Genomic DNA, 21,630 nt, shown 5'->3' with positions numbered 1-21,630 from the left:
ATGGGGATGAAATGGACAGAAGAACAGCAGAAGGTCATCACACTTCGCGACAGGAACATTCTGGTCAGCGCAGCAGCAGGTTCCGGTAAGACGGCAGTTCTGGTACAGAGGATATTAAGTAAGATCATGGATCCTGAAAAGCCTGTAGATATTGACAGACTCTTAATCATGACCTTTACAAGGGCAGCGGCCGGTGAGATGCGGGAACGTATTGAAAAAGCACTGGATCAGGCGCTGGCAGCAGATCCGGATAATGAGCATCTGCAAAGACAGATGATGCTGATACACACAGCTCAGATCACAACAATCGATGGATTCTGTTCCTACGTGATACGCAATTATTTTCATCTGATCGGTCTGGATCCTGGTTATCGGACCGCAGATGAAGGAGAGCTGAAGCTTCTTCAGGAGGATGTTCTGAAAGAGCTTTTTGAGGACTATTATGCAGAAGGTGATGAGAAATTTACTGCCTTTGTGGAGTGCTATGCAGCAGGGAAATCCGATGAAGGGCTGAAAGAGCATGTGCTGGATCTATATAATGCTTCGATGAGTAATCCGTGGCCGGACGAATGGCTGGATGGCTGTGTTGCAAATTATCAGCTGGATCCGGAAAAGGGAATTGCAGGAACGCCGTGGTTCCATTATCTGTGGGATATTGTGGACAGTGCGTTGAAGGAGGCGGGAGAGCTTGCAGAGAATGCGATGGAGATCTGTATGGAGCCGGAGGGACCGGATCTTTATCAGGATGCACTGCAGAGTGACCTTCTGCTGATCCGGAAACTTCAGGAACTGTCCGTTAAACAGGACTATGATGAAATGACCCGGAATCTTCAGAATCTGTCTTTTGCCAGATTGTCTGGAAAGAAGATGGAAGGGGTATCGGATCAGCTGAAGAACCTTGTAAAGGATATCCGTGAGGATGAAAAAGGCATTCTCAAAGACCTTGGCAGTAAATATTTTCAGTGTACACTGGAGGAGCTTACAGAGCTGACTCAGGCATCGGCAGAACCTCTTAAGATGCTGGTAAAACTTACCAGAGACTTTACAGAACGTTTCAGCCTGAAAAAAAGAGAAAAAAACGTTCTGGATTTCTCGGATATGGAACATTTTGCACTGGATATCCTTCTTAAGAAGGATGGGGATACGTATACACCAAGTCAGGCGGCCAGGGAACTTTCTGAAAAGTATGATGAGGTGATGCTGGATGAGTACCAGGACAGTAACCTGGTACAGGAGATCCTGATGCAGAATGTTTCCGGCTGGGTCAATGATCGTAAGAATATTTTTATGGTAGGAGATGTGAAGCAGAGTATCTACCGTTTCCGGTTGGCGCGTCCGGAGCTTTTTATGGAGAAGTATCACAGCTATTCCCTGACAGAGAGCAAGGAGCAGCGTATTGATCTTCACAAAAATTTCCGAAGTCGCCCGGAGGTTCTGGAAAGTGTCAATTTTATTTTCCGTCAGATCATGGGACAGGATCTGGGAGGCATTGATTACGATGAAGCGGCAGCTCTTTATCCCGGAGCTTCTTTTCCGGAAGGAGAGGATCCGGAATTTATAAAAACAGAAGTTCTTCTTGTTGAGAAGGATGATGTGATCCTGGAGGATAATGATGAGGCAGATGCTCCGGAGAATGAAAGGGAGCTGGAGGCTCTGGCCATTGCGGACAGGATCCGGGAAATGGTGGGACATGACAGAATCCTGGATAAAGAAACGGGAGAGTATCGTCCGGTTCAATACGGAGATATTGTGATCCTGCTGCGTTCGGCGGCCGGATGGGCAGAGACCTTTGGTGAAGTGCTGGGAGCTAGGGGAATCCCTTCCTATACGGCATCCAGAACAGGATATTTTTCCACAACAGAGGTTGTGACACTTCTGAATTATCTGCGTGTGCTTGATAATCCGCTGCAGGATATTCCGCTTACCGGTGTACTGCGTTCTCCTATAGCCGGATGTACAACAGAGGATCTGGCAGAGCTTCGTATCGCATACCCGGAGGGGATGATCTATGAGTGCGTGAAAGCTTTTGTGGAGGAATACCGGGAACATAGAATCATGGAAGAGGAAAAGAGGAGACTGGGAGAAAAACTGTCCCATTTTATGGACACTGTGAATACGCTTCGAGACATGGCCGCGTACACACCGGTTCATCAGCTGATCCTGGAGGTTCTGGAACGCACCGGATACGGCAGCTACGCAAAAGCTATGCCGGATGGTGCACAGCGAAGTGCGAATCTGAACATGCTGGTGGAAAAAGCTATGGAATATGAAAAGACAAGCTATCGCGGGCTGTTCAATTTTGTCCGGTATATCCAGAAGCTGCAGCAGTATCAGGTGGACTACGGGGAAGTAAATCTTTCCGGTGCCGGAGAAAGCGCAGTACAGATCATGACGATCCACAAGAGTAAGGGACTGGAATTTCCGGTGGTATTTGCCGCAGGAATGGGCAAACGCTTTAATTTCCGTGACATGAATGCCAGTATTCTGATTCATCCGGAGCTTGGAATCGGTGCAGATGCCATTTTACCGGATAAAAGAATCATAGCCGCTTCTCTGTGCAAACAGATCATTCGAAGAGAGCTTCTGAAAGAGAGTCTTGGAGAGGAGCTTCGTGTACTGTATGTGGCACTGACAAGGGCTAAGGAGAAGCTGATCCTGTGCGGAGCTGTGGGTGATCTGGAGAATCAGATCATGGCACTGTCCGTTTTAAGGGACAACAAAGAAGAACTGATTTCTCTTGGAATGCGTATGCGTGGAAAATGCTACTGGGATTATGTGCTGCCGGCACTTGCCCGACACCGCTGCATGAACGGGATTTTTCAGGAATATGGGATTTTTATGAACCGCAATAATCCTCTTTATGGGGATGCGTCAGAGTTTGTGGTGAAAAAGATCACTGCAGCGGATCTCACAGAGAATGAGGTTGTGGAACAGGCAGAGCGGGAAATGAAAAAAGAGGTTCTGAAAAACTGGAATCCGGGAATCGTCTATGACAGTGAGATACGGGAAGAACTGGAGCGGCGTTTTTCTTTCGTATATCCTTATGAATATCTGAAAGAGCTTCCTGTGAAGGTCAGCGTATCTGAGCTGAAGAAAAGAAGCTATCACAGTGAACAGGATCTGGAGGAGACTGTGGATTATGAGCAGGACGAGGAACTTCAGCCGCTGATTCCGCGCTTTATTGAAGCGAAGAAAGAAGAAGGCTATACAGGTGCGTTTCGGGGAACTGCTTATCATCGGGTGATGGAATGTCTGGATTATCAGAGAACGGATACGCAGGAGAAACTTCGGGTGCAGCTTGAGGAACTGGTGAGTCTGAAAAAAATGGAAGAAAAAGAGGCGGCGTCTGTGCGGATTCGTGATATTCTGCATTTTGTGGAATCAGCACTGGGCCACAGGATGAAAGCGGCAGCACTGCAGAAAAAGCTTTTCCGGGAGCAGCCCTTTGTGATCGCAAGAAAGGCATCAGAGCTGGAAGGGGAATGGCAGTGTGAGGAAGATGTTCTTGTACAGGGAATCATTGACGCATATTTCATTGAGAATGATGAAATCGTTCTGGTGGACTATAAAACGGACTTTGTAAGAAACGGAGAAGAACAGAAGCTGATCGACCGGTATCATGTACAGCTTGAGGATTATGCCCAGGCACTGGAGCGGATGACCGGACGCAGAGTGAAGGAGAGATATATCTATTCCTTTACACTTGGAAAAGAAATCCGGCTGTGAGAGATTACACTCTCCAGCCGGCAGGATATTTGTTTTTCAGGATTCCGTTGACAAGTTTGCCGAAGCCGACAGGATAGCCGTCTGCACAAAGAAGATGCCAGCCCTTTTTGTGAGCAGCTTCATCCGGTTCGATGTTAAGAGTTTCGCCCTTCAGATAGCGGGTGATACGTTCATCGGAAACGGAAAGGGAGATAGTAGCTTCGATATCTCCTTTATGAAGTGCCAGCGCCAGAGGCTGGGATGGCTCGAAGCGGTTTTTCTTGAGATCGCCGAGATACAGACCGTTTCTCAGAAAGGAAATGCCACGAAGATCCAGAGGGAAAGGAAGATGATAGTAGACCTTATCCTTGCGGACCTCCACGCGGTTCCAGTCGAATTCCTGTCCGCCGAGAGTTTTTAAGCCGATCTCTGCAAAAAATTCATCCAGCCATTTGCGGGTATTTTTATCCGGTCCTTTCTCTAAGGAGCGGAAAACAGGTGGAAGAGAGTCTCCTTTTTTGCGGAAAAGGGCGAGAAAGTGTCCCTCGCCGTCCATTTTATGTGGAAAAATACGGACACATTTGCGAAGCTCCTCCGAATCGAAGGCGGCGGCAGCACCGGCGAATTTCGGGCGTCCCGCTGAAAAGCCCTCATATCCGGGCATTTCAATAAGCTCCATATCCGGCCGTTCACTGAGAAGATAAGCGACAACCTCTTCGTCCTCACATGGTGCAAAGGTGCAGGTGGAATAGAGTAACATTCCGCCGGGGCGAAGCATGTCTGCAGCTTTCAGGACAAGATCCTTCTGAATGTCGGAAAGCTCAGCGGATTTTTCAGGAGTCCAGTCGCGGGCAAGTGCTTCTTCCTTTCGGAACATACCTTCTCCGGAGCAGGGAGCGTCCAGAAGAATCTTGTTGAAAAAGGATGGAAAACGCTGTGCAAGCTTGGCTGGTTTTTCATCGGTGACGAGCATATTTTTGATACCAAAAAGCTCCAGATTTCTGAGAAGGGCTCTGGCTCTGGATGTGCTGATATCATTGGCAAGCAGAAATCCGGTATCATTTAAAGCAGCACCGAGAGCGGTAGCTTTTCCGCCGGGAGCTGCACAGAGATCAAGAACGAAATCTCCGGGCTCAATAGGAAGTCTGGAGGCAGGTGTCATGGCACTTGGCTCCTGAAGATAGTAAAGTCCTGCCTGATAGTAAGGACAACGTGCCGGGCGGCTCTCCTCATTATAAAAATATCCGTTTGAGATCCACGGGATCGGCTGAAGCTTAAAAGGTGAAAGCGCTTCAAACTCCTGACAGGAAAGCTTCGCTGTATTTACGCGGAGACCGTAGGTTCGTGGATTTTCGTAGCTTTTCAGAAAAGCGTCATAATCGTCTCCAAGCATTTCTTTCATCCGCTCCAAAAAAGGAAGCGGAAGTGTCTTTATTTTATCTGAATCTGTCATAGTTCCTCCATAAATGTGTGTATGCATTTTCTGATCGGAAATATTGAAAATGCGTACAGTCGTTAGGTATTTCTGAAAACATTATAAAGGATGTGAACATTTTTCTAAATACTATTGACAAAACTATATTATACAATATATAGTATTACTTGGAAAATAATATTATATATTTTATTATATGAAGGATAAAGAATATACAGATCGTTATAGAGAGGTGAGCAGATGGTATTTAACACAGGAGCTGCCCTCCTGGATGCAATCGTTCTGGCTGTTATTTCCAGGGAGAAAGATGGAACTTATGGATATAAGATCACTCAGGATGTGCGTAGTGTTCTGGAGGTTTCAGAATCTACGCTGTATCCGGTACTTCGAAGACTTCAGAAGGATGAATGCCTGGAAGCCTACAATATGGAATATGCAGGCAGAAACCGGAAGTATTACAAGCTGACTGACAAGGGTGCGGCACAGCTGAAGCTTTACAGAAGTGAATGGGGAATCTATTCATCCAAGATTACCAGGATGTTTGAGGAAGGAGTTTGAACATGGACAGAAGGCAGTTTATGGAACAGCTTGAGAGGCTGCTTTTCGATATTTCAGAGACCGAGCGGCAGGAAGCAATGGAATATTATGAGGAATATTTTGACGATGCAGGCGAGGAGAACGAGAGTGAGGTGATCCGGGAGCTTGGGAGCCCGGGGAAAGTTGCCGCGATCATTAAGGCGGATCTTCAGGAGAACAGTGGAGATTACAGCGAATATACGGAGAACGGATACCAGGACACCAGAATTAAAAAAGAGAATGATATGCCGGACAAATATACAGAAATAGCATTCCGGGAAACAACGAATAAGAATGAAAGACATCAGAAAGCCGGAAGCAGGAGAGAGAGACGTGCACAGCGAGGCTATCATGCAGAGAAGAAGCAGAATAAGGCAGGCGTCATACTGGCGCTGATCGTACTTGTTTTTGCGGCACCTTTGTTAAAAGGTCTGTTTGGCGGAGTACTGGGGATCCTTGTGACGTTAGTTTTATTGCCGTTTTTTCTGACATTTTGTGTCGGAGCAGGATCAGTTGTACTTGTGATCGCTGCAATCGCGTGTGTGATCGTGGGAATTCCGCTTGCTTTTTCCATGCCGCCTGCAGGAATTCTTACGGTTGGTATCGGATGCCTGATGATGGCACTGGGACTGTTTTTACTGGCACTGACGGTATGGCTTGCAGGTAAGCTGCTTCCAATGATACTTCGGAAGTTTACAGGATTTTGCAGCAATATCATAAGCGGAAGAAAGGCGGAGAAAGTATGAAGCGTTTTCTGAAAGTGATACTTGTTATGGCAGTAGTGTTTGCAGTAGTGGGATTTGGACTTACTGCAGGTGGCGTCGGTATGGGTGCGACTATGGGGGATATCAGTATTTTGGATAATGGACTTAATCAGGTGCGACATAGTTTTGCTAATCGTCTGGAAGAGAAGGAATCGGATGAGGAGGACTTTGAAGATGAAGCTGATGAGCAATCGGATGTTTCCGGTCTGATAAAAACTTACAGGGCATCGGATGTATCTGAGATTTCTCTTGACCTGAAATATGAAGAAGTTATTCTGAATATCTGGAATGAGGAGCAGGTGCGGGTGAAGGTTAGCGGAACAGATCATAATAAGGTGGAAATCAGGAGCAGCAATGGCAGTCTGACGATCCGCAGCAACAGGAAAGTAAAGAATCGTATGATCGAGATATCCTGTCCTGCAAATAAGAAGTTTCAGGATATGAATATTCAGATGGGAGCCGGTACCATAGAACTTGACGGAGATTTTAAGACTGATAAGCTGAAGATTAATGTAGGTGCCGGAACGCTTGAGAATTCCGGAAGTATGGCGGCACAGAATGCAGAGATTGCAGTAGGTGTGGGCTGCGTGGAGATTGAGAAGCTTGCTGCTGTGAATGTAATAGGAGAATGTGGCATGGGAAGCATGGAGTTTTCACTTGCGGGCAAAAATACAGATTATAGCTATGAACTGAAATGTGGACTTGGAAACCTGGATGTGGACGGAGCATTGGAAACTTCATTGACTTCTGGCAGCAGAACTATTGAAAATGCAGGAGCCAAAAATACGATCAGCCTGGATTGCGGAATGGGTGAGGTCAATGTTGAGTTTGAACAAGAAGTATGAAATGGGAGGTATGTATTATGAGTAACAAGAGACTTTACAAATCATCAGTAAACCGTATGTTGTGTGGTGTCTGTGGAGGTATTGCGGAATATTTTGATATTGATCCGACACTGGTCCGTCTTGTATGGGTGATCGTTACCTTTATGGGCGGAGCAGGAATTCTGGCCTATATCATTGCTGCAATCATCATTCCGGACGGAAGAGACTAGGAAAAAGTACTCTGCGTCGTATAATTTTTCAAAAAATGTCCATACTTCATAAAAAAGATGAGGAGTGTGGATATGAACAAGGAGAAAGAAGTGAAGGCATTCCTGGAAGGAAAGCTTTCCCAGGCGGAGAAACTGAAATATGAGATCGCTGACGAGATGGGAGTACTGGATAAAGTGCTGAAGGATGGATGGAAGAGTCTCTCAGCCAAGGAAACCGGACGGATCGGTGGTCTGATGACAAAAAAGAAACATAAGAAATAGGGAGCAGCCTGAAGGAACAGTAAGAGTTATCCTTCAGGCTGTTTTATACTTTTTTCAGACTTTACGGGTGGACTGAGAGGGGAAAAAGAGCTATACTGATTGCATGATTAGGAGGTAGAAAAATGGGAGAAAAAATTAGCAAGATTCTAAAAGGAGAGATCGTTTCATCGGTATTTTATATACTGCTGGGACTCTGCCTGATCCTGATCCCCACACAGACGGTCGATGTGATCTGTAAGATCGTATTCGGGCTGATCCTGATCGGAGCGGGCATTTATCATATCTATATTTACATACGTGGAAAAGAGACCGCGACCATCCTGGATCTGCTGAGCGGTGTGATGGTTTTTGTGCTTGGCGTATTTCTTTTTATGACGCCTTCTATCGTGATCAAGCTTCTTCCATGGATGCTGGGTGCTTTTGTGCTTGTAGACAGTCTGTGGAAATTTAAAGGAGCTTTCCTTCTGAAAAAAGGCGGTCAGAAAACCTGGAGTGTACTGCTGATCGGCAGTCTCATCTTTATTGCTCTGGGAATCGTGATGCTGTTCGGAAGATTCCCGAAGATCATGACACTTCTGATCTTTTCCGGCTGGATCCTGGTGTGCAATGGTGTGGCAGATATCGTGTTCTTTATTATCATGAAGCTTGGACTTCGAAAGATTGCGAAAAAAGCCGAAGCAGCTAAGGAAAATGCGTCCGAAACAGATGGAAATACAGCGGAAACAGCGGCTGAACAGACAAATCAGACCGCAGTGCCAATGTACAAAGAAAATAGTGAAAGCATTGGCAGTGCAGCGAAAAAATATGAACAGCCGGATGTTTCCGAAAATAGCTTTCTGATGTCGAAAGAAAAAACAGAGAAATCTGAGGAATCGAATGGACAGCCGGAAAATATCGCTGATATAGAGAATATGACAGAGAACGTAGCTGCATCAGAGGAGACATCTGCAGAGAATACTGAGGATGAAACCGCTGCACAGACCGACACCGGAGAAGCCATGGCGTCACTGGCAGAACAGCAGGCGCAGAGCAATAACACCCGGTGGGAAAAAGAGCCGGAGAGTGCGGAGATGGGTATTTTTGATGTGGGAAAGGATGTCGTAAAGAGCGGCAGCCTGAAGGATCTCCTGAACAGCTCAGACGATGAGGAACTGGAAGAATGGAAAGACTGATCATGGATTTTTCCGGGATATATGAGGATCAGCAGTTCTGGAAGACGAAAGAACCGATCTGGGTGGAATGCGGGGATATTCCGGGAACCAACTGCTACTGTGATGCGGATGCGATGGATGAGATACGCAGCCGCATCAGACCGTATTCCTGTGGAGGAATTCACTTTATTGATTCCGGAAACTATCATTATATGACAAGGATCTGGCTGGAAAAGATTTCTCATCCCTTTGAGCTTCTGGTGTTTGACAATCATACAGATATGCAGCCACCTGCGTTTGGCGGTCTGCTTTCCTGCGGCGGCTGGATCTACGATTCCCTGATGGAGATTCCCTTGCTGAAAAAAGTGATCCTCATAGGACCGGACGAAGAGGCTTTTTCCAGAGTAGAGCCGGAGATTCGGGAGAAGGTGGATTTTTTAAGCAGAGAGAAGCTTCTGGATATGGACGAAGCGGAAATTCCGGATTTTGTAAGAGCACATGTGGGAAAAAATCCTCTTTATATATCCATAGATAAAGATGTTCTTAACAAAGAGGAGGCAGATACTAACTGGAGCCAGGGAGATATGAAGCTGGAAACCATGCTACAGTGTCTGGAAGCGGTTGTATCAGAGTGTGCCGGAATGACAGATACAGAACGAAATGTACAGGAATATATTCTGCCGGGAATCCTGGGAGTGGATATCTGTGGAGAATGTGATGCCACAGAGGGCGAAAACAGTGAATTAAATGATCGTGCCAACGACAGACTGTGGGAATTTTTTCTGTCAGAAGAAGAGAAAGCGTATGGAAACAAGACATCAGGAGGAGACAGATGAAAAACGAACTTCTTACCATAGGGCCATTTACGGTATATGGCTACGGTCTGATGATCGCCATCGGAATCGTTGCCGGCTGTCTGAGCGCGGAATACAGAGCCGGAAAACAGGGGCTTGATAGCGATGAAATCTTTCCCATGATCCTGTGGTGCCTGCTTGGTGGATTCCTGGCGGCAAAGCTTCTTTTCTGGATCACAGAATGGAGATCAATTATAGAGGATCCGGGATTTATGCTGGAAACCTTAAGTTCGGGATTTGTGGTATTCGGCGGTATCATCGGAGGAATTTTTACAGGACTTGTTTATTGCAGAGTCCGGAAACTGACGTTTTTCAAATATGCAGATGTGATGCTTCCTTCGGTGGCTCTGGCGCAGGGCTTTGGACGGATCGGATGTTTTCTGGCAGGCTGCTGTTATGGAAAAGAGACACATGGTATCTTATCGGTTACATTTCAGGAATCCGTTTATGCACCGAATCATGTAGCACTGATTCCGACACAGCTGTACTCCAGCGGACTGGATTTTCTGCATTTTCTGGTGCTGATACTGATCGTCCGTCATAAAAAAGCAGACGGTCAGGTGACAGCCTGCTATCTGATTTTCTACAGTATGGGACGTTTTATCATAGAATTTTTCAGAGGAGACATCATCAGGGGAAGTGTGGGGATTTTTTCAACTTCTCAGTTTATCAGTATTTTTACGGGAATTGCAGGAATTTTGCTTCTGGTGCAGGTGATGAAAAGAAGTACGTCAAAAGTGGCAGGACGATAAGAGAAGGTCTGCATTGCCACAAAACAATCCGACAGCAGACATATGGACAGGCCGTTTACGCATAAGTCTGTGAAAACGGCAAAAGCAGGTCTGCTATGCTGAAAAAAGAAGATTTTGAGCCATATATGGGAACACAGGAAGAAATCCCCGGAGTGCAGCCGGAAAATCCGGCACAAAGTGAGCACTTCGGGGATTTTATCGTGAAATACATGCAAAATGTAAAAAATACCATGGAGCTTTTTCCGGGAACTGTTTTTCAGGAAATCAATGAAATATTCGGAATCCTGTATGTGCCGCTGGAAAATATGGGAGAGATGGAGGTTACTGGAACTTCTTATAATTCCATTCCGAAATGCTATACATATATGGATATGGAAGCAGCCGGAGCGTCGGGCGTTACCAGGCTTCACGATCATCCTTATCTGAAGCTGCGGGGAAGGGGAACTGCTGTAGCTGTGATCGATTCGGGGATTGATTATCAGAATCCGGTTTTTCGAAATGCAGGGGGAACCAGGATCGAATATCTATGGGATCAGTTGCTTGAAGGCGATGAAAACAGCAGGGCGGAGGTGCCATACGGACGGCTGTTTCGAAAAAAGGATATTGACCGGGCACTGGAAGAGGAAGAACCTCTCCGGATCGTGCCGTCAGAGGATACCAACGGACACGGAACGGCACTGGCCGGGATTGCCGCCGGAAACCAGGTTCTGGAAGAAAATTTCACAGGAGCAGCACCGGAGGCATCTCTGATTATTATTAAGGTAAAACAGGCAAAGCAGTATCTTCGGAATTTTTATCTTTATCCGCCGGATGCGGAGGTTTTTCAGGAGAATGACCTTATGATGGCGGTGGCTTTTGCCATGAAATGGGCAAGGGAGCTTGGAATGCCGCTGTCCATATGCCTTGGGATCGGCAGCAGCCAGGGCGCGCATCTGGGAAAAAACGCACTCAGCCAGTATGTGGATTATGTGGCGAATTTTTCCCAGGTGTCTGTATCTGTGGCTGCGGGAAATGAGGGGAATACCCGGAATCACAGCACCGGATTTTTTTCTCAGGGAAGAGGGCGGATCACTACAGAACTTCGGATCGCGGAGAAGGAGCAGGGATTTACACTGGAATTCTGGGGAGAACCGCCGGAGATCTATCAGATTTCCATTCAGTCACCAACGGGGGAGAGCCTGGATGTGAGTAGTTCACTGGGGGCAAGGACACAGGAGCTGTCTTTCGTTTTTGTGGAGACGAAGGTGTATGTGAATTATATTCTGATCGAGAGACAGACAGGATATTCGCTTGTATATCTGCGCTTTTTTCATCCGGCAGCGGGTATCTGGAAGATTTTTACGGAGGCCAGAAACCGGCAGAATGTGCAGTTCCATATGTGGCTTCCAGTGGAAAGCCTGATCTCCCAGGATACGTATTTTCTGGAGCCATCGCCATATACGACCGTCACTGCACCTGGAGACGCGGGAAACAGTATCACGGCAACTGCTTATCAGCACAAGGACGGAAGTCTTTATATAGCGGCGGGAAGGGGGTACACACCTTCGGGAATGGTGACCCCCCATCTGGCTGCTCCTGGGGTGAATGTGAAGGCTCCGCTGATGAGAGGCGCATTTGGGGTGCGTTCTGGCACCAGTATTGCGGCAGCACAGATGTCCGGGATTGCAGCGCTTTTGTTTGAATGGGCGATCATACGGAACAATCAGCCGTTTTTTACGGGAAGCAGTGTGAAATATTATCTGCAAAGAGGAGCCCGAAGAGAGGAGAATATGCAGTACCCCAATCCGGAGTGGGGGTATGGGCGTGTGGATCTGTATCATACGTTTGAGTTGCTGACATAGAAATTTATGGATATAAAAAACATGCCTGGCGGAAGAATTGTTTCTGCCAGGCATCATATATGAAAAAATATCTTTACTGCTGTGTAAATTATTCTGCGTTATCTTCAGAAGCAGATGCTTTGGTGTGCTTGGATTTTCCTGAAATCATTTTATGACCGGAGTAGATTGACATGATCATACAGAGCAGTGAACTTAAGGCAAAATATTTATGGGCTGATCTCATATTCTTGTAACCGGTGTAAAATGCTCCCAGCATGGTAAAAAGTGCACCGAGTGACCAATATTTATGTGCTTTCATTTTGAACCTCCATGAGAATTATTTTCGGTATACAAACGCCGGAAGTCCGTCTTCACCGACCGGAACTTCCACTGTTCCCTGGATCAGAGGACGTGCATAGCGGATGAAGTCTTCTGTAACGTCGGAGCCGTCGGCTGTGATCCAGTCAACTGGCACGGTTTTTTCTTCGTTGCAGATGAGATTGACATCCTCCAGGGTGCATTTCATGGAATAAGGAGAGTCGCTTAAACGACTGAAGGCGATCATCTTTCCAGTTTCGCCGGAGAGAGCAGCCTGAACGCCGAATTCACCGGCGAGGATTGCTTCCTGCTGGTCTGTCTCGGAGAGCATGGAGGCGGAACAGCGCTGACTGACGTTGAGCTCAACAGAACGTGCCTTGACACCAAGACGGCTGCGGACAAGATTCTCCAGGTATTTGCCACAGCCTGCAAGCATCTTGTGACCAAAAGCATCCGTTCCTGCGGCACTGTCATATTCACAGATGAAGGTGCCGTCTTTATCGTGGATTCCTTCGGACACACAGACAACAACGTTGCAGTTTTTCTCGAAGGCGGCATTTACTTTCTGAAGAAATTCCTCTACATCGAAATCTGTTTCCGGAAGATAGATGAGAAGGGGATTATCTCCGGTGTATTTGCGGGCCAGGGCAGCAGCACCTGTAAGCCAGCCTGCATGACGTCCCATGATCTCAATGATGGTGACAGATTTTTTTTCGTAGACACAGGCGTCCAGAGTGATTTCACGGACAGTGGAAGCTACGTAGCGTGCAGCGCTTCCGAAGCCCGGTGTGTGATCGGTATTTACCAGGTCATTATCAATGGTTTTCGGTTCACCCAGGATACGGATATCACTTCCGATCTTCTCGGCATAGCGGGAAAGCTTGCTGACAGTATCCATGGAATCGTTGCCACCGATATAGAAGAACCAGCCGATGTTCATCTCTTCAAACTTGCGGAAAAGTTCAGGATAAACCGGATCTTCCAGAGATTCGGGGAGCTTGTAGCGGCAGGAACCAAGGTAGGCACCGGGTGTCCAGGTCAGTGCCTGAAGCTGATCTCCCGGAAGTGTTTCCTTGAAATCAAGGATGGTTCCGTTTAAAAATCCCTCGATGCCGTTGACCATGCCATAAACGTGGTCGATTTCGTCTGTGTGCCTAAGTGCTTCGGATACCACACCGTAAAGACTGCTGTTGATCGCTGCGGTCGGTCCGCCGGACTGTCCTGCGATAAGGTTCTTTTTTGACATTTTGATACCTCCTGAGTGTTGTTTTTTTATATTGTACCAGAAATACGCGAGGATAACATCCAAAAATTCCACCTTTTTTCATAAAAATTTACTCTGTACAAATGGATATTTCATAGTAAAATAATAGTAAAGATAGAAAAAAGGAGGCGGAGAATTAATGACAGTGAGAAAAGTACAGTTTGAAACCATGGATGAAGTGAATCGTTTTCTCGACGTGACAGAGCGTTTTCCATTTGCTGTGGATTTAAAGAGAGGGCACAGAACCGTAAACGGAAAATCGATTCTCGGAGTTGCATCCATTGGGCTTGGAAGAGAAATGGAATTTTGTGCACATGTGCCGGAGCTTGCACCTGAGATTACATCCAGACTTGATTTTTGCATGAGATAGTTTTGCAGAGAGGAAAACAGAATATGACGGCTCAAAGTAGAATGAGGATATCATAAGGTCGCAGAGGCGATGAAAGATATCCTCGTTTTTTTATGCACTCGAATATTTTTGTATATGACAAATGTAACTATTTAGAAAAAAATCTAAATACCTGTTGACTTATGAATGAGAAAAATATATATTCTATTTAGAAATATTTCTAAATATTATAAAAAAGAACGGAGCGTAGATACCCGTTCGGAAGGGAGGCAGCAATGGCTTTTGCGGAAACCTTCAAGGCGCTTTCGGATCCTGTGCGAAGGGAAATCCTGCAGCTTTTAAAGAATGGGAAAATGTCGGCCGGTGAGATCGGCGGACATTTTGACATGACGGGAGCGACCATATCCTATCATCTGAAGATTCTTAAGAAAGCGGATCTGGTGTGGGAGACGAAGGTGAAGAATTTTGTGTATTATGAGCTGAATACTACGGTGGTAGAAGAACTGCTTCTGTGGCTCAGCGACCTGAAAGGAGAAAATAAACATGAAGAATGAGGAAAGAAAAGAATTTTTAAAGGAATATAAGACATCACTGATCTCAGGATGCCTTCTTACACTGTCGCCGTCACTGGCAGGAGTTCTCCTCTGGAACCGTCTGCCGGAAAAGATTGCCACACATTTTGACACGCATAATCTGGCGAATGGCTGGAGCAGCAAACCTATGGCCGTGTTCGGAATTCCGTTTCTGCTGCTTCTGGTGCATCTGTTCTGCGTGATTGCTACAGCGAATGATCCGAAACGAAGAAATATCGGTAAGCGTATTTTTAATATGATCCTGTGGCTGGTACCGATCGTGTCAGTGGTCTGCTGTATGTCGATCTACGGGGTAGCACTGGGAATGGATGTAAATGTGGGAATGGTGATAAATATACTGGTTGGGCTTATGTTTATCTTTCTGGGAAATTATATCCACAAGGTGAAACAGAATTATACAATAGGAATCAAACTTTCCTGGACACTGAACAGTGAGGAGAACTGGAACAGAACTAACCGTCTGGCGGGCTGGACGATTATTCTGGGAGGCGTTCTTTTTCTGGCGAATTCTCTGATCCTGAGTATAAATCTGCTGCTGATCATTGTGGCGGTATGTGTGCTGATCCCGATGGTCTATTCTTTTATTCTTTATAAGAAAGGAATCTGAGAAAGTAATGGTGAAATAGCCCTCTTCGTGATATGATAAAGGTATAAAAAATGCCGTGAACAGACATCAGACAGGAGGGATCTATATGACAGAACTGAGCCGTTTTCAGAAGGATGTGGAAGTTGCTGCGAATGCCCTTGAAATGAGGGCGGAGAACGAAGATGCAAAGACGGAAGCGGAACATCTTTACCGGAAGTTTGGAAGTACCAAGCAGGAGCCGCTTCGCCTGGCTGTTGCATTGCGTGGATATTTTCTGGCAGAAGAGGTGACAGAGGAAGAGCGGGAGGACTACGGCGCTTACCTTAAGAAGCGGATACGGCCGGCAGTGGAACGCCTGATCCTGGAGGATGACTGGGAAAAGATCGAGAAGCTTTATGAAAATGAGTGGTTCGGCGAGCGGGAGCTGGAGGGGTTTCTAAAGCTCGCCGAGGAATGGCGAAAACCTGCGGCACTGATGGGACTTCTTCATTTAAAAAAAGAAAACTACGGATTTAAAGAGAAGAAATTTGAACTGTGAGAAATGTGGTTCGAAAGGAGGCGCATCCCGTGGATCGGAAACAGGAAGAACTGGGAGTACATATTCTGGAAAATATCAGGAACGAGTTGTACTACTATTTTCCATATCTGGATGGTGCCTTTGCATGTATTCATGGAGAAGCTTCGGATAAAACAAGAACCATCGGTACAGACGGAGAAGCCTTTCTTTTTTCACCACAATATCTTATGGAGCTTTATGTGAAAAAGCCGGAAGCTGTGCGAAGAGGATATCTGCATATGCTGCTTCACTGTCTGTATCTGCATATTTTCCGCGAGAACAGTGAAGACCGGCGTCTGTGGAATCTGGCCTGTGATATTGCAGTGGAGCAGATCATCACCAGGGAGAAGATCACGGTTCTGAAAACCGAAGAAAATGAGATAAAAAGAAAGACTCTCAAAGCACTTGGAAGTCAGGTGGATTCCGCAGAAAAGATTTACCATAAGCTGAAAACAGAGAGCTTTCCGTTCCGTCTGGAGGAGATGGAGTCAGCTTTTCATTTTGATGACCACACACTCTGGGACGCCTGCACAGGAGAAATGGGAAAAAAGACAAAAGAGAAATGGAACCGTCTTCTTTCCTATACAGCTGCAAACAGGCAGGATCACCGGAAACGGCGGGGAATGAAGGAAGGGGACCAGAGCGAGGAGACCGGTACCATAAAATCAGGAAGGTACGATTATAAGAAGTTTCTCCGGCAGTTTTCCGTGCTGCGTGAGGAAGTGGAGCTGGACATAGAAAGCTTTGATTATATTTTTTATAATTACGGAATGGAACACTATGGAAATCTTCCGCTGATCGAGCCGCTGGAATATAAAGAAGTGAACCGGCTTGAGGAGCTTGTGATCGCCATTGATACCTCCGGTTCCTGTGACGGGGAGACGGTGCGGCGATTTCTTGGAGAAACCTATTCGATCTTAAGTGAGAAAGAGAATTTTTTTCATAAGATGAAGGTGTATCTTATTCAGTGTGACTGCTGCGTGCAGGATGTGAAAGTAATCCATTCGGAGGAAGAATGGAAGGAATACAGCCGTAATATCGTGATCCAGGGGCGTGGCGGAACGGATTTCCGGCCGGTGTTCCGGTATGTGAGGGAGCAGCAGGTGAAAAAAGAAATCCACCATTTAAAGGCACTGATCTATTTTACAGATGGAGACGGGATTTATCCAGCTGTGAAGCCGGATTATGAGACAGCTTTTGTATTTTTGCATAAAACAGAAAAAATGGAACTTGTTCCGCCTTGGGCGATCCGGCTTGTGGCAGAGCAGGAAGGAGCGGAACGAAGACGATGAACATAAAAGAAGCGAAAGAAGAGATACGGCATACCTTGCTGGCATACAACAAAAAAGATGCTCATGGGCGTTATACATTCCCAAGACTGAGACAGCGTCCTGTCCTTCTCATGGGACCTCCCGGAATCGGAAAAACTGCGATCATGGAACAGGTGGCAGAAGAATGCAACGTGGGTCTTGTGGCTTATACGATCACTCATCACACAAGGCAGAGCGCGGTTGGACTGCCGCGTATCGTGACGCGCTGCTACAACAGAAAAGAGGTCAGCATCACAGAGTATACTTTAAGTGAGATCATAGCTTCTGTATATGACTGTATAGAGCACAGCGGAAAGAAAGAGGGAATTCTTTTTATTGATGAGATCAACTGTGTGTCGGAGACGCTTGCGCCTACGATGCTGCAGTTTCTGCAGAACAAGACCTTTGGAAGTCACAGTGTTCCGGAAGGATGGCTGATCGCGGCAGCGGGAAATCCGCCGGAATACAATAAATCTGTCCGGGAATTTGATATTGTGACGCTGGACCGTGTGCGGCGCATGGATCTGGAGGCTGATCTGGATGTATGGATGGAATATGCCTGGAAAAAAGGGATTCATGGTGCGATCCTGTCATATCTTGGCATGAAAAAAGAGCATTTTTATTCTGTGGAAAATACTGCCGAGGGAAAATTTTTCGTGACTGCGAGAGGCTGGGAGGATCTTTCGGAAATCCTAAAAGCTTATGAAGAGCTTGGCGTTGAAATCACGGAGAATCTGATCGGGGAATATTTGTGCAGGGATGAGATCGCCAGGAGCTTTTTTGCCAGCTATCAGCTGTACCGGAAGTACGGAACGGACTATGGGCTTGACAGGCTGCTGGATGGGACTATGCCGGAGGATGAGCGCGGGGAGCGGGAAAAAATGGCAAGGGAGGCATCGTTTGAGGAACGCTTTCTCGTAACCGGACTTCTGCTTGACGGACTGAACAGCAGTTTTCTTTCATACGAAAAGCTTGATAAAGAGACGGAAGTGGTCTACCAGGAGCTTCTACATCTGAAAGCATTTCTGAGCGATAAGAAAGAGATCACTGCCCTGGAAGAATTTATTGATGTGAAGAAAAAGAGCCTTGCGGTGCGGCTGGAGGCAGAGCTTCTGACTGTAGAGCAGCAGACGCAGGAGGAGCTGGCGATCCGTATGCTGGAGGAATACAGTCTTACGCTTCGGAAGGAGCATATTACAGATGCGGAGGATGGTTTTGAACGGATACGGGAGTTGTTCGGCGAAATGACAGCCAGACGTAAAAAAGTGGCAGAACAGGTAAAAGGAGAGCTTGACCGGGCGTTTGCGTTTATGAAGGATTGCTTCGGGGACGGTCAGGAGACGGTGCTTTTTGTGACCGGGCTGACAAGAAACAGCCATGCAGGGGCTTTTATCCGGGAGTATGGCTGCGAACCGTATTTTGCCTGCAGTGAGAAGCTTCTTTACCGGAAGCAGGAGAAGAAACTTCAGGAGGAATGTAAAACACTATTAGAAATATGAATGATCTCTTAACGAATACTTATGACTGGAGAGGGCCTGGCGCCTTGACAGAGAGACCGGATTGGTGATACCGTAATTGTGTCGAAAACAAACAAAACAAAAACCGAATGATGAGGTGTGAAAACATGCAGGAATTAAAACCAATCAAAGAAGGTAAAGTACGTGAGATCTATGACAACGGCGACAGCTTGATTATGGTTGCAACAGACCGTATCAGCTGCTTTGACGTAATTCTGAATAACGAAGTTACAAAGAAAGGTGCAGTACTGACACAGATGTCCAAATTCTGGTTTGACATGACAGAGGACATTCTTCCTAACCATATGATTTCTGTAGATACAAAGGACATGCCGGAGTTTTTCCAGCAGGAGAAATTCGAAGGAAAATCCATGATGTGCCGTAAGCTGAACATGCTGCCAATCGAATGTATCGTCCGTGGATACATCACAGGAAGCGGCTGGGCAAGCTACAAGGAGAACGGTACTGTCTGTGGCATCAAACTTCCGGAGGGACTGAAGGAATCCGACAAGCTGCCTGAGCCAATCTACACACCATCCACAAAGGCTGAGATCGGTGATCACGACGAGAATATTTCTTTTGAGCAGAGCATTGATCATCTTGAGAAATATTTCCCTGGAAAAGGCCGCGAGTATGCTGAGAAGCTTCGTGACAACACTATCGCACTGTACAAGAAATGTGCAGAATATGCCCTCAGCAAGGGAATCATCATTGCAGATACAAAATTCGAGTTCGGACTTGATGAGGAAGGCAACCTGGTGATTGGCGATGAGATGCTGACACCGGACAGCTCCCGTTTCTGGCCGGCAGAAGGCTATGAACCAGGACATGGTCAGCCATCCTTTGACAAGCAGTTTGCCCGTGACTGGCTGAAAGCCAACCCGGGTAACGACTGGACACTTCCACAGGAGATCGTGGACAAGACCATCGAGAAATATCTTCAGGCATACAAAATGCTCACAGGCAAAGAATTAGCCTGAAAAAGTTATCTTTGAGATCATACCGCATAAGCAGCTTCGGACGCCCAATCCGGAGCTGCTTTTTTCTGCATAAAACAAAACAGTTGCAAGAAAACGGAGGGATATTTATAATGAATACAGAAACCACATAATCCTGACAGATCAAAGGAGGGTGATTATGAGCAGGAAAGACAGGAAAAAAAAGAAAAAAACAGCAGGGGATTACATCCTGACTCTTGTACTGATCGCGGCGATCTGTGTATTCTGTTATGCGGCATTTAATCTCTATCATATTTATACAGAGTATAAAAAAGGCACAGACGAGTATAACAGCATCTCAGAAATGGCAGTGACAGAACGTGATCCGGATGAGGTGGAAGAGCTGGGACAGCCGGACGAACAACAGCAGCCGGTGGCACCGATCAGCATTGATTTTAATTCCCTTAAGAGCATCAATAATGATGTGATCGGCTGGATTTATATGGAAGCCTTACCCCAGATCAGTTATCCGGTGGTGCAGGGAGAGGATAATAACACATATCTCCACCAGACTTATGAGAAAAACTACAATTTTGCAGGAACGATCTTTATTGATTATGAAAATAAAAGAGATTTCAGTGACTGTAATACCCTGGTATACGGACACAATATGAAGAATGGTTCCATGTTTGGAATGCTGAAGAAATACAGAGAAGATGAAACACTTTATAATGCCAGCAAATATTTCTGGATCCTTACCCCGGAGAAGAACTACAGGTATGAGATCATTGCAGCATATACGACTTCTGTGGACAGTGATACTTATACCCTGTTTAAGGGACCTGGTAAGGAATTTCTGGAATATGAGAAAAAAATGCTCAAGAATTCGGAAATCAAGACAGATGCCAGTGAGGATAAGGCGGATAAAAAAGACAAGATTGTTACACTTTCTACATGCACTGGTAATCAGGCAACGCGTTTTGTTGTACAGGGAAAGCGTGTAAATGCAGTTGATCCGCAGTAAAGATGTCTCCAGGTGTTGATCGTAAGCGCAAAGCGGGAGGAAGATATATATGGGAAATGAAATCGAAAAATTACAGAAGATCATTGATGAATACGATAATATCGTATTTTTCGGAGGGGCCGGCGTTTCCACAGAGAGCGGAATTCCGGATTTTCGGAGTCAGGATGGTCTCTACAATCAGAAGTATGATTATCCGCCGGAGACAATCTTAAGCCATACGTTTTTTATGCGAAGGCCGGAGGAATTTTTTAAATTTTATCAGGATAAGATGCTCTGCGATACGGCAAAACCGAACGAAGCTCATCTTAAGCTTGCCCAGCTGGAACAGGCAGGCAAGTTAAAAGCTGTGATCACGCAGAATATTGATAATCTTCATCAGATGGCAGGAAGCCGGAACGTTCTGGAACTTCATGGAAGCGTTTACCGTAATCACTGTATGAAATGCGGAAAGTTCTATGATTTCCAATATATGAAAGCCGCAAAAGGTGTTCCGAAATGTTCCTGTGGCGGCATCATCAAGCCGGATGTTGTTCTCTATGAGGAAGGCCTGGACGATCATACGATCCAGGAATCCGTGAGAGCGATATCAGAGGCACAGGTATTGATCATAGGAGGTACTTCACTGGCAGTGTATCCGGCGGCAGGACTGATCGATTATTTCCATGGGGAGCATCTGGTGGTGATTAACAAGGCATCGACACCTCGCGATAAGTATGCGGATCTTCTTATTAAAGAACCGATTGGACAGGTATTCAGCCAGATTCGGATATAACAGAAGATACGTGCAGTGAGAAAAAATTATA

22 protein-coding genes are annotated in these 21,630 nt (G+C 46.2%); 19 read left to right on the top strand and 3 right to left on the bottom strand.

Translation table 11 applies throughout. The features are described 5' to 3' along the window. Positions 1 to 3,726: a helicase-exonuclease AddAB subunit AddA gene (addA, locus tag WMO28_RS08165; RefSeq protein WP_349056631.1), complete on the top strand. Its 3,726-nt coding sequence runs from the start codon at positions 1 to 3 to the stop codon at positions 3,724 to 3,726. Between the two features lie 4 nt (positions 3,727 to 3,730). On the opposite strand, the gene WMO28_RS08160 is transcribed toward addA, so the two are convergent. Continuing rightward, positions 3,731 to 5,158: an RsmF rRNA methyltransferase first C-terminal domain-containing protein gene (locus WMO28_RS08160; protein ID WP_178641642.1), complete on the bottom strand. Its 1,428-nt coding sequence runs from the start codon at positions 5,156 to 5,158 to the stop codon at positions 3,731 to 3,733. Between the two features lie 222 nt (positions 5,159 to 5,380). On the opposite strand from WMO28_RS08160, the gene WMO28_RS08155 reads away from it, so the two are divergent. The 9 genes from WMO28_RS08155 to WMO28_RS08115 all read left to right on the top strand — a co-directional run bounded on the left by WMO28_RS08155 (position 5,381) and on the right by WMO28_RS08115 (position 12,393). Further along, the gene (locus tag WMO28_RS08155) at positions 5,381 to 5,698 is read left to right on the top strand and encodes a helix-turn-helix transcriptional regulator (RefSeq protein WP_178642047.1); all 318 of its coding nucleotides are present in this window, start codon (positions 5,381 to 5,383) and stop codon (positions 5,696 to 5,698) included. Between the two features lie 2 nt (positions 5,699 to 5,700). Next, a complete protein-coding gene (locus WMO28_RS08150; RefSeq protein WP_178642050.1) occupies positions 5,701 to 6,462 on the top strand; it encodes an HAAS signaling domain-containing protein in 762 nt (253 codons plus the stop codon). Further along, positions 6,459 to 7,325, top strand: coding sequence for a DUF4097 family beta strand repeat-containing protein (locus WMO28_RS08145; RefSeq protein ID WP_178642053.1), 867 nt, complete (start codon positions 6,459 to 6,461; stop codon positions 7,323 to 7,325). Before WMO28_RS08150 ends, WMO28_RS08145 begins: the two co-directional genes overlap by 4 nt. Before the next feature lie 17 nt (positions 7,326 to 7,342). Further along, a complete protein-coding gene (locus WMO28_RS08140) occupies positions 7,343 to 7,534 on the top strand; it encodes a PspC domain-containing protein (protein ID WP_178642056.1) in 192 nt (63 codons plus the stop codon). Positions 7,535 to 7,606: 72 nt separating this feature from the next. Next, the gene (locus WMO28_RS08135) at positions 7,607 to 7,795 is read left to right on the top strand and encodes a small, acid-soluble spore protein, alpha/beta type (RefSeq protein WP_178642059.1); all 189 of its coding nucleotides are present in this window, start codon (positions 7,607 to 7,609) and stop codon (positions 7,793 to 7,795) included. Between the two features lie 122 nt (positions 7,796 to 7,917). Then, positions 7,918 to 8,967, top strand: a complete 1,050-nt coding sequence (locus tag WMO28_RS08130) for an HdeD family acid-resistance protein (protein ID WP_349056630.1) — start codon at positions 7,918 to 7,920, stop codon at positions 8,965 to 8,967. Next, positions 8,955 to 9,782, top strand: coding sequence for an arginase family protein (locus WMO28_RS08125; RefSeq protein WP_178645644.1), 828 nt, complete (start codon positions 8,955 to 8,957; stop codon positions 9,780 to 9,782). Before WMO28_RS08130 ends, WMO28_RS08125 begins: the two co-directional genes overlap by 13 nt. Next, a complete protein-coding gene (locus WMO28_RS08120) occupies positions 9,779 to 10,552 on the top strand; it encodes a prolipoprotein diacylglyceryl transferase (protein WP_178645646.1) in 774 nt (257 codons plus the stop codon). Before WMO28_RS08125 ends, WMO28_RS08120 begins: the two co-directional genes overlap by 4 nt. Positions 10,553 to 10,647: 95 nt before the next feature. Continuing rightward, positions 10,648 to 12,393 carry a S8 family peptidase gene (locus tag WMO28_RS08115; RefSeq protein WP_349056629.1) on the top strand — a complete coding sequence of 582 codons (1,746 nt, stop codon included), beginning with the start codon at positions 10,648 to 10,650 and terminating at the stop codon, positions 12,391 to 12,393. Positions 12,394 to 12,481: 88 nt separating this feature from the next. Here WMO28_RS08115 and WMO28_RS08110 read toward each other — a convergent pair whose 3' ends face one another. Continuing rightward, positions 12,482 to 12,691: a DUF6219 family protein gene (locus tag WMO28_RS08110; RefSeq protein WP_178645650.1), complete on the bottom strand. Its 210-nt coding sequence runs from the start codon at positions 12,689 to 12,691 to the stop codon at positions 12,482 to 12,484. An 18-nt stretch (positions 12,692 to 12,709) separates the two neighbouring features. Then, positions 12,710 to 13,936: a diphosphate--fructose-6-phosphate 1-phosphotransferase gene (locus WMO28_RS08105; RefSeq protein ID WP_178645652.1), complete on the bottom strand. Its 1,227-nt coding sequence runs from the start codon at positions 13,934 to 13,936 to the stop codon at positions 12,710 to 12,712. Positions 13,937 to 14,093: 157 nt separating this feature from the next. Here WMO28_RS08105 and WMO28_RS08100 point away from each other — a divergent pair, with 157 nt between their 5' ends. The 9 genes from WMO28_RS08100 (at position 14,094) to WMO28_RS08060 (ending at position 21,599) form a co-directional block, all read left to right on the top strand. Beyond that, positions 14,094 to 14,324 (top strand): hypothetical protein, encoded by a 231-nt coding sequence (locus WMO28_RS08100; protein WP_178645654.1) that lies wholly within the window; start codon positions 14,094 to 14,096, stop codon positions 14,322 to 14,324. A 254-nt stretch (positions 14,325 to 14,578) separates the two neighbouring features. Further along, positions 14,579 to 14,857 (top strand): autorepressor SdpR family transcription factor, encoded by a 279-nt coding sequence (locus tag WMO28_RS08095; RefSeq protein ID WP_178645656.1) that lies wholly within the window; start codon positions 14,579 to 14,581, stop codon positions 14,855 to 14,857. Next, positions 14,847 to 15,503: an SdpI family protein gene (locus WMO28_RS08090; protein ID WP_349056628.1), complete on the top strand. Its 657-nt coding sequence runs from the start codon at positions 14,847 to 14,849 to the stop codon at positions 15,501 to 15,503. The genes WMO28_RS08095 and WMO28_RS08090 overlap by 11 nt, the downstream gene beginning before the upstream one ends. Positions 15,504 to 15,588: 85 nt before the next feature. Next, the gene (locus WMO28_RS08085; RefSeq protein WP_178643102.1) at positions 15,589 to 16,020 is read left to right on the top strand and encodes a hypothetical protein; all 432 of its coding nucleotides are present in this window, start codon (positions 15,589 to 15,591) and stop codon (positions 16,018 to 16,020) included. A 29-nt stretch (positions 16,021 to 16,049) separates the two neighbouring features. After that, positions 16,050 to 17,330 (top strand): vWA domain-containing protein, encoded by a 1,281-nt coding sequence (locus WMO28_RS08080; RefSeq protein ID WP_349056627.1) that lies wholly within the window; start codon positions 16,050 to 16,052, stop codon positions 17,328 to 17,330. Continuing rightward, positions 17,327 to 18,847: an ATP-binding protein gene (locus WMO28_RS08075; RefSeq protein ID WP_349056626.1), complete on the top strand. Its 1,521-nt coding sequence runs from the start codon at positions 17,327 to 17,329 to the stop codon at positions 18,845 to 18,847. The genes WMO28_RS08080 and WMO28_RS08075 overlap by 4 nt, the downstream gene beginning before the upstream one ends. A gap of 125 nt (positions 18,848 to 18,972) precedes the next feature. Continuing rightward, the gene (locus tag WMO28_RS08070; protein ID WP_349056625.1) at positions 18,973 to 19,845 is read left to right on the top strand and encodes a phosphoribosylaminoimidazolesuccinocarboxamide synthase; all 873 of its coding nucleotides are present in this window, start codon (positions 18,973 to 18,975) and stop codon (positions 19,843 to 19,845) included. A 157-nt stretch (positions 19,846 to 20,002) separates the two neighbouring features. Then, the gene (srtB, locus tag WMO28_RS08065; protein ID WP_349056624.1) at positions 20,003 to 20,827 is read left to right on the top strand and encodes a class B sortase; all 825 of its coding nucleotides are present in this window, start codon (positions 20,003 to 20,005) and stop codon (positions 20,825 to 20,827) included. A 49-nt stretch (positions 20,828 to 20,876) separates the two neighbouring features. Beyond that, positions 20,877 to 21,599, top strand: a complete 723-nt coding sequence (locus WMO28_RS08060; RefSeq protein ID WP_178644435.1) for an NAD-dependent protein deacylase — start codon at positions 20,877 to 20,879, stop codon at positions 21,597 to 21,599. Positions 21,600 to 21,630 lie beyond the last annotated feature (31 nt).

This window comes from Blautia aquisgranensis (assembly GCF_040096615.1).
In the GTDB taxonomy this organism is placed as follows: Bacteria; Bacillota; Clostridia; order Lachnospirales; family Lachnospiraceae; genus Blautia_A; species Blautia_A aquisgranensis.
The sequence above is the reverse complement of the archived record's forward strand: the minus strand, read 5'-3'. Positions and strand labels throughout refer to the sequence as shown.

Excerpts from the sequence above, each read along its gene's own strand:
- WMO28_RS08155 (WP_178642047.1), top strand. The coding sequence starts at position 5,381 with ATGGTATTTAACACAGGAGCTGCCCTCCTGGATGCAATCGTTCTGGCT.
- WMO28_RS08115 (WP_349056629.1), top strand. The coding sequence starts at position 10,648 with ATGCTGAAAAAAGAAGATTTTGAGCCATATATGGGAACACAGGAAGAA.
- WMO28_RS08160 (WP_178641642.1), bottom strand. The coding sequence starts at position 5,158 with ATGACAGATTCAGATAAAATAAAGACACTTCCGCTTCCTTTTTTGGAG.
- WMO28_RS08105 (WP_178645652.1), bottom strand. The coding sequence starts at position 13,936 with ATGTCAAAAAAGAACCTTATCGCAGGACAGTCCGGCGGACCGACCGCA.
- WMO28_RS08070 (WP_349056625.1), top strand. The coding sequence starts at position 18,973 with ATGCAGGAATTAAAACCAATCAAAGAAGGTAAAGTACGTGAGATCTAT.
- WMO28_RS08135 (WP_178642059.1), top strand. The coding sequence starts at position 7,607 with ATGAACAAGGAGAAAGAAGTGAAGGCATTCCTGGAAGGAAAGCTTTCC.
- WMO28_RS08075 (WP_349056626.1), top strand. The coding sequence starts at position 17,327 with ATGAACATAAAAGAAGCGAAAGAAGAGATACGGCATACCTTGCTGGCA.
- WMO28_RS08140 (WP_178642056.1), top strand. The coding sequence starts at position 7,343 with ATGAGTAACAAGAGACTTTACAAATCATCAGTAAACCGTATGTTGTGT.
- WMO28_RS08150 (WP_178642050.1), top strand. The coding sequence starts at position 5,701 with ATGGACAGAAGGCAGTTTATGGAACAGCTTGAGAGGCTGCTTTTCGAT.
- WMO28_RS08060 (WP_178644435.1), top strand. The coding sequence starts at position 20,877 with ATGGGAAATGAAATCGAAAAATTACAGAAGATCATTGATGAATACGAT.
- WMO28_RS08120 (WP_178645646.1), top strand. The coding sequence starts at position 9,779 with ATGAAAAACGAACTTCTTACCATAGGGCCATTTACGGTATATGGCTAC.
- srtB (WP_349056624.1), top strand. The coding sequence starts at position 20,003 with ATGAGCAGGAAAGACAGGAAAAAAAAGAAAAAAACAGCAGGGGATTAC.
- WMO28_RS08085 (WP_178643102.1), top strand. The coding sequence starts at position 15,589 with ATGACAGAACTGAGCCGTTTTCAGAAGGATGTGGAAGTTGCTGCGAAT.
- WMO28_RS08100 (WP_178645654.1), top strand. The coding sequence starts at position 14,094 with ATGACAGTGAGAAAAGTACAGTTTGAAACCATGGATGAAGTGAATCGT.
- WMO28_RS08125 (WP_178645644.1), top strand. The coding sequence starts at position 8,955 with ATGGAAAGACTGATCATGGATTTTTCCGGGATATATGAGGATCAGCAG.
- WMO28_RS08095 (WP_178645656.1), top strand. The coding sequence starts at position 14,579 with ATGGCTTTTGCGGAAACCTTCAAGGCGCTTTCGGATCCTGTGCGAAGG.
- WMO28_RS08090 (WP_349056628.1), top strand. The coding sequence starts at position 14,847 with ATGAAGAATGAGGAAAGAAAAGAATTTTTAAAGGAATATAAGACATCA.
- WMO28_RS08145 (WP_178642053.1), top strand. The coding sequence starts at position 6,459 with ATGAAGCGTTTTCTGAAAGTGATACTTGTTATGGCAGTAGTGTTTGCA.
- WMO28_RS08110 (WP_178645650.1), bottom strand. The coding sequence starts at position 12,691 with ATGAAAGCACATAAATATTGGTCACTCGGTGCACTTTTTACCATGCTG.
- WMO28_RS08130 (WP_349056630.1), top strand. The coding sequence starts at position 7,918 with ATGGGAGAAAAAATTAGCAAGATTCTAAAAGGAGAGATCGTTTCATCG.
- addA (WP_349056631.1), top strand. The coding sequence starts at position 1 with ATGGGGATGAAATGGACAGAAGAACAGCAGAAGGTCATCACACTTCGC.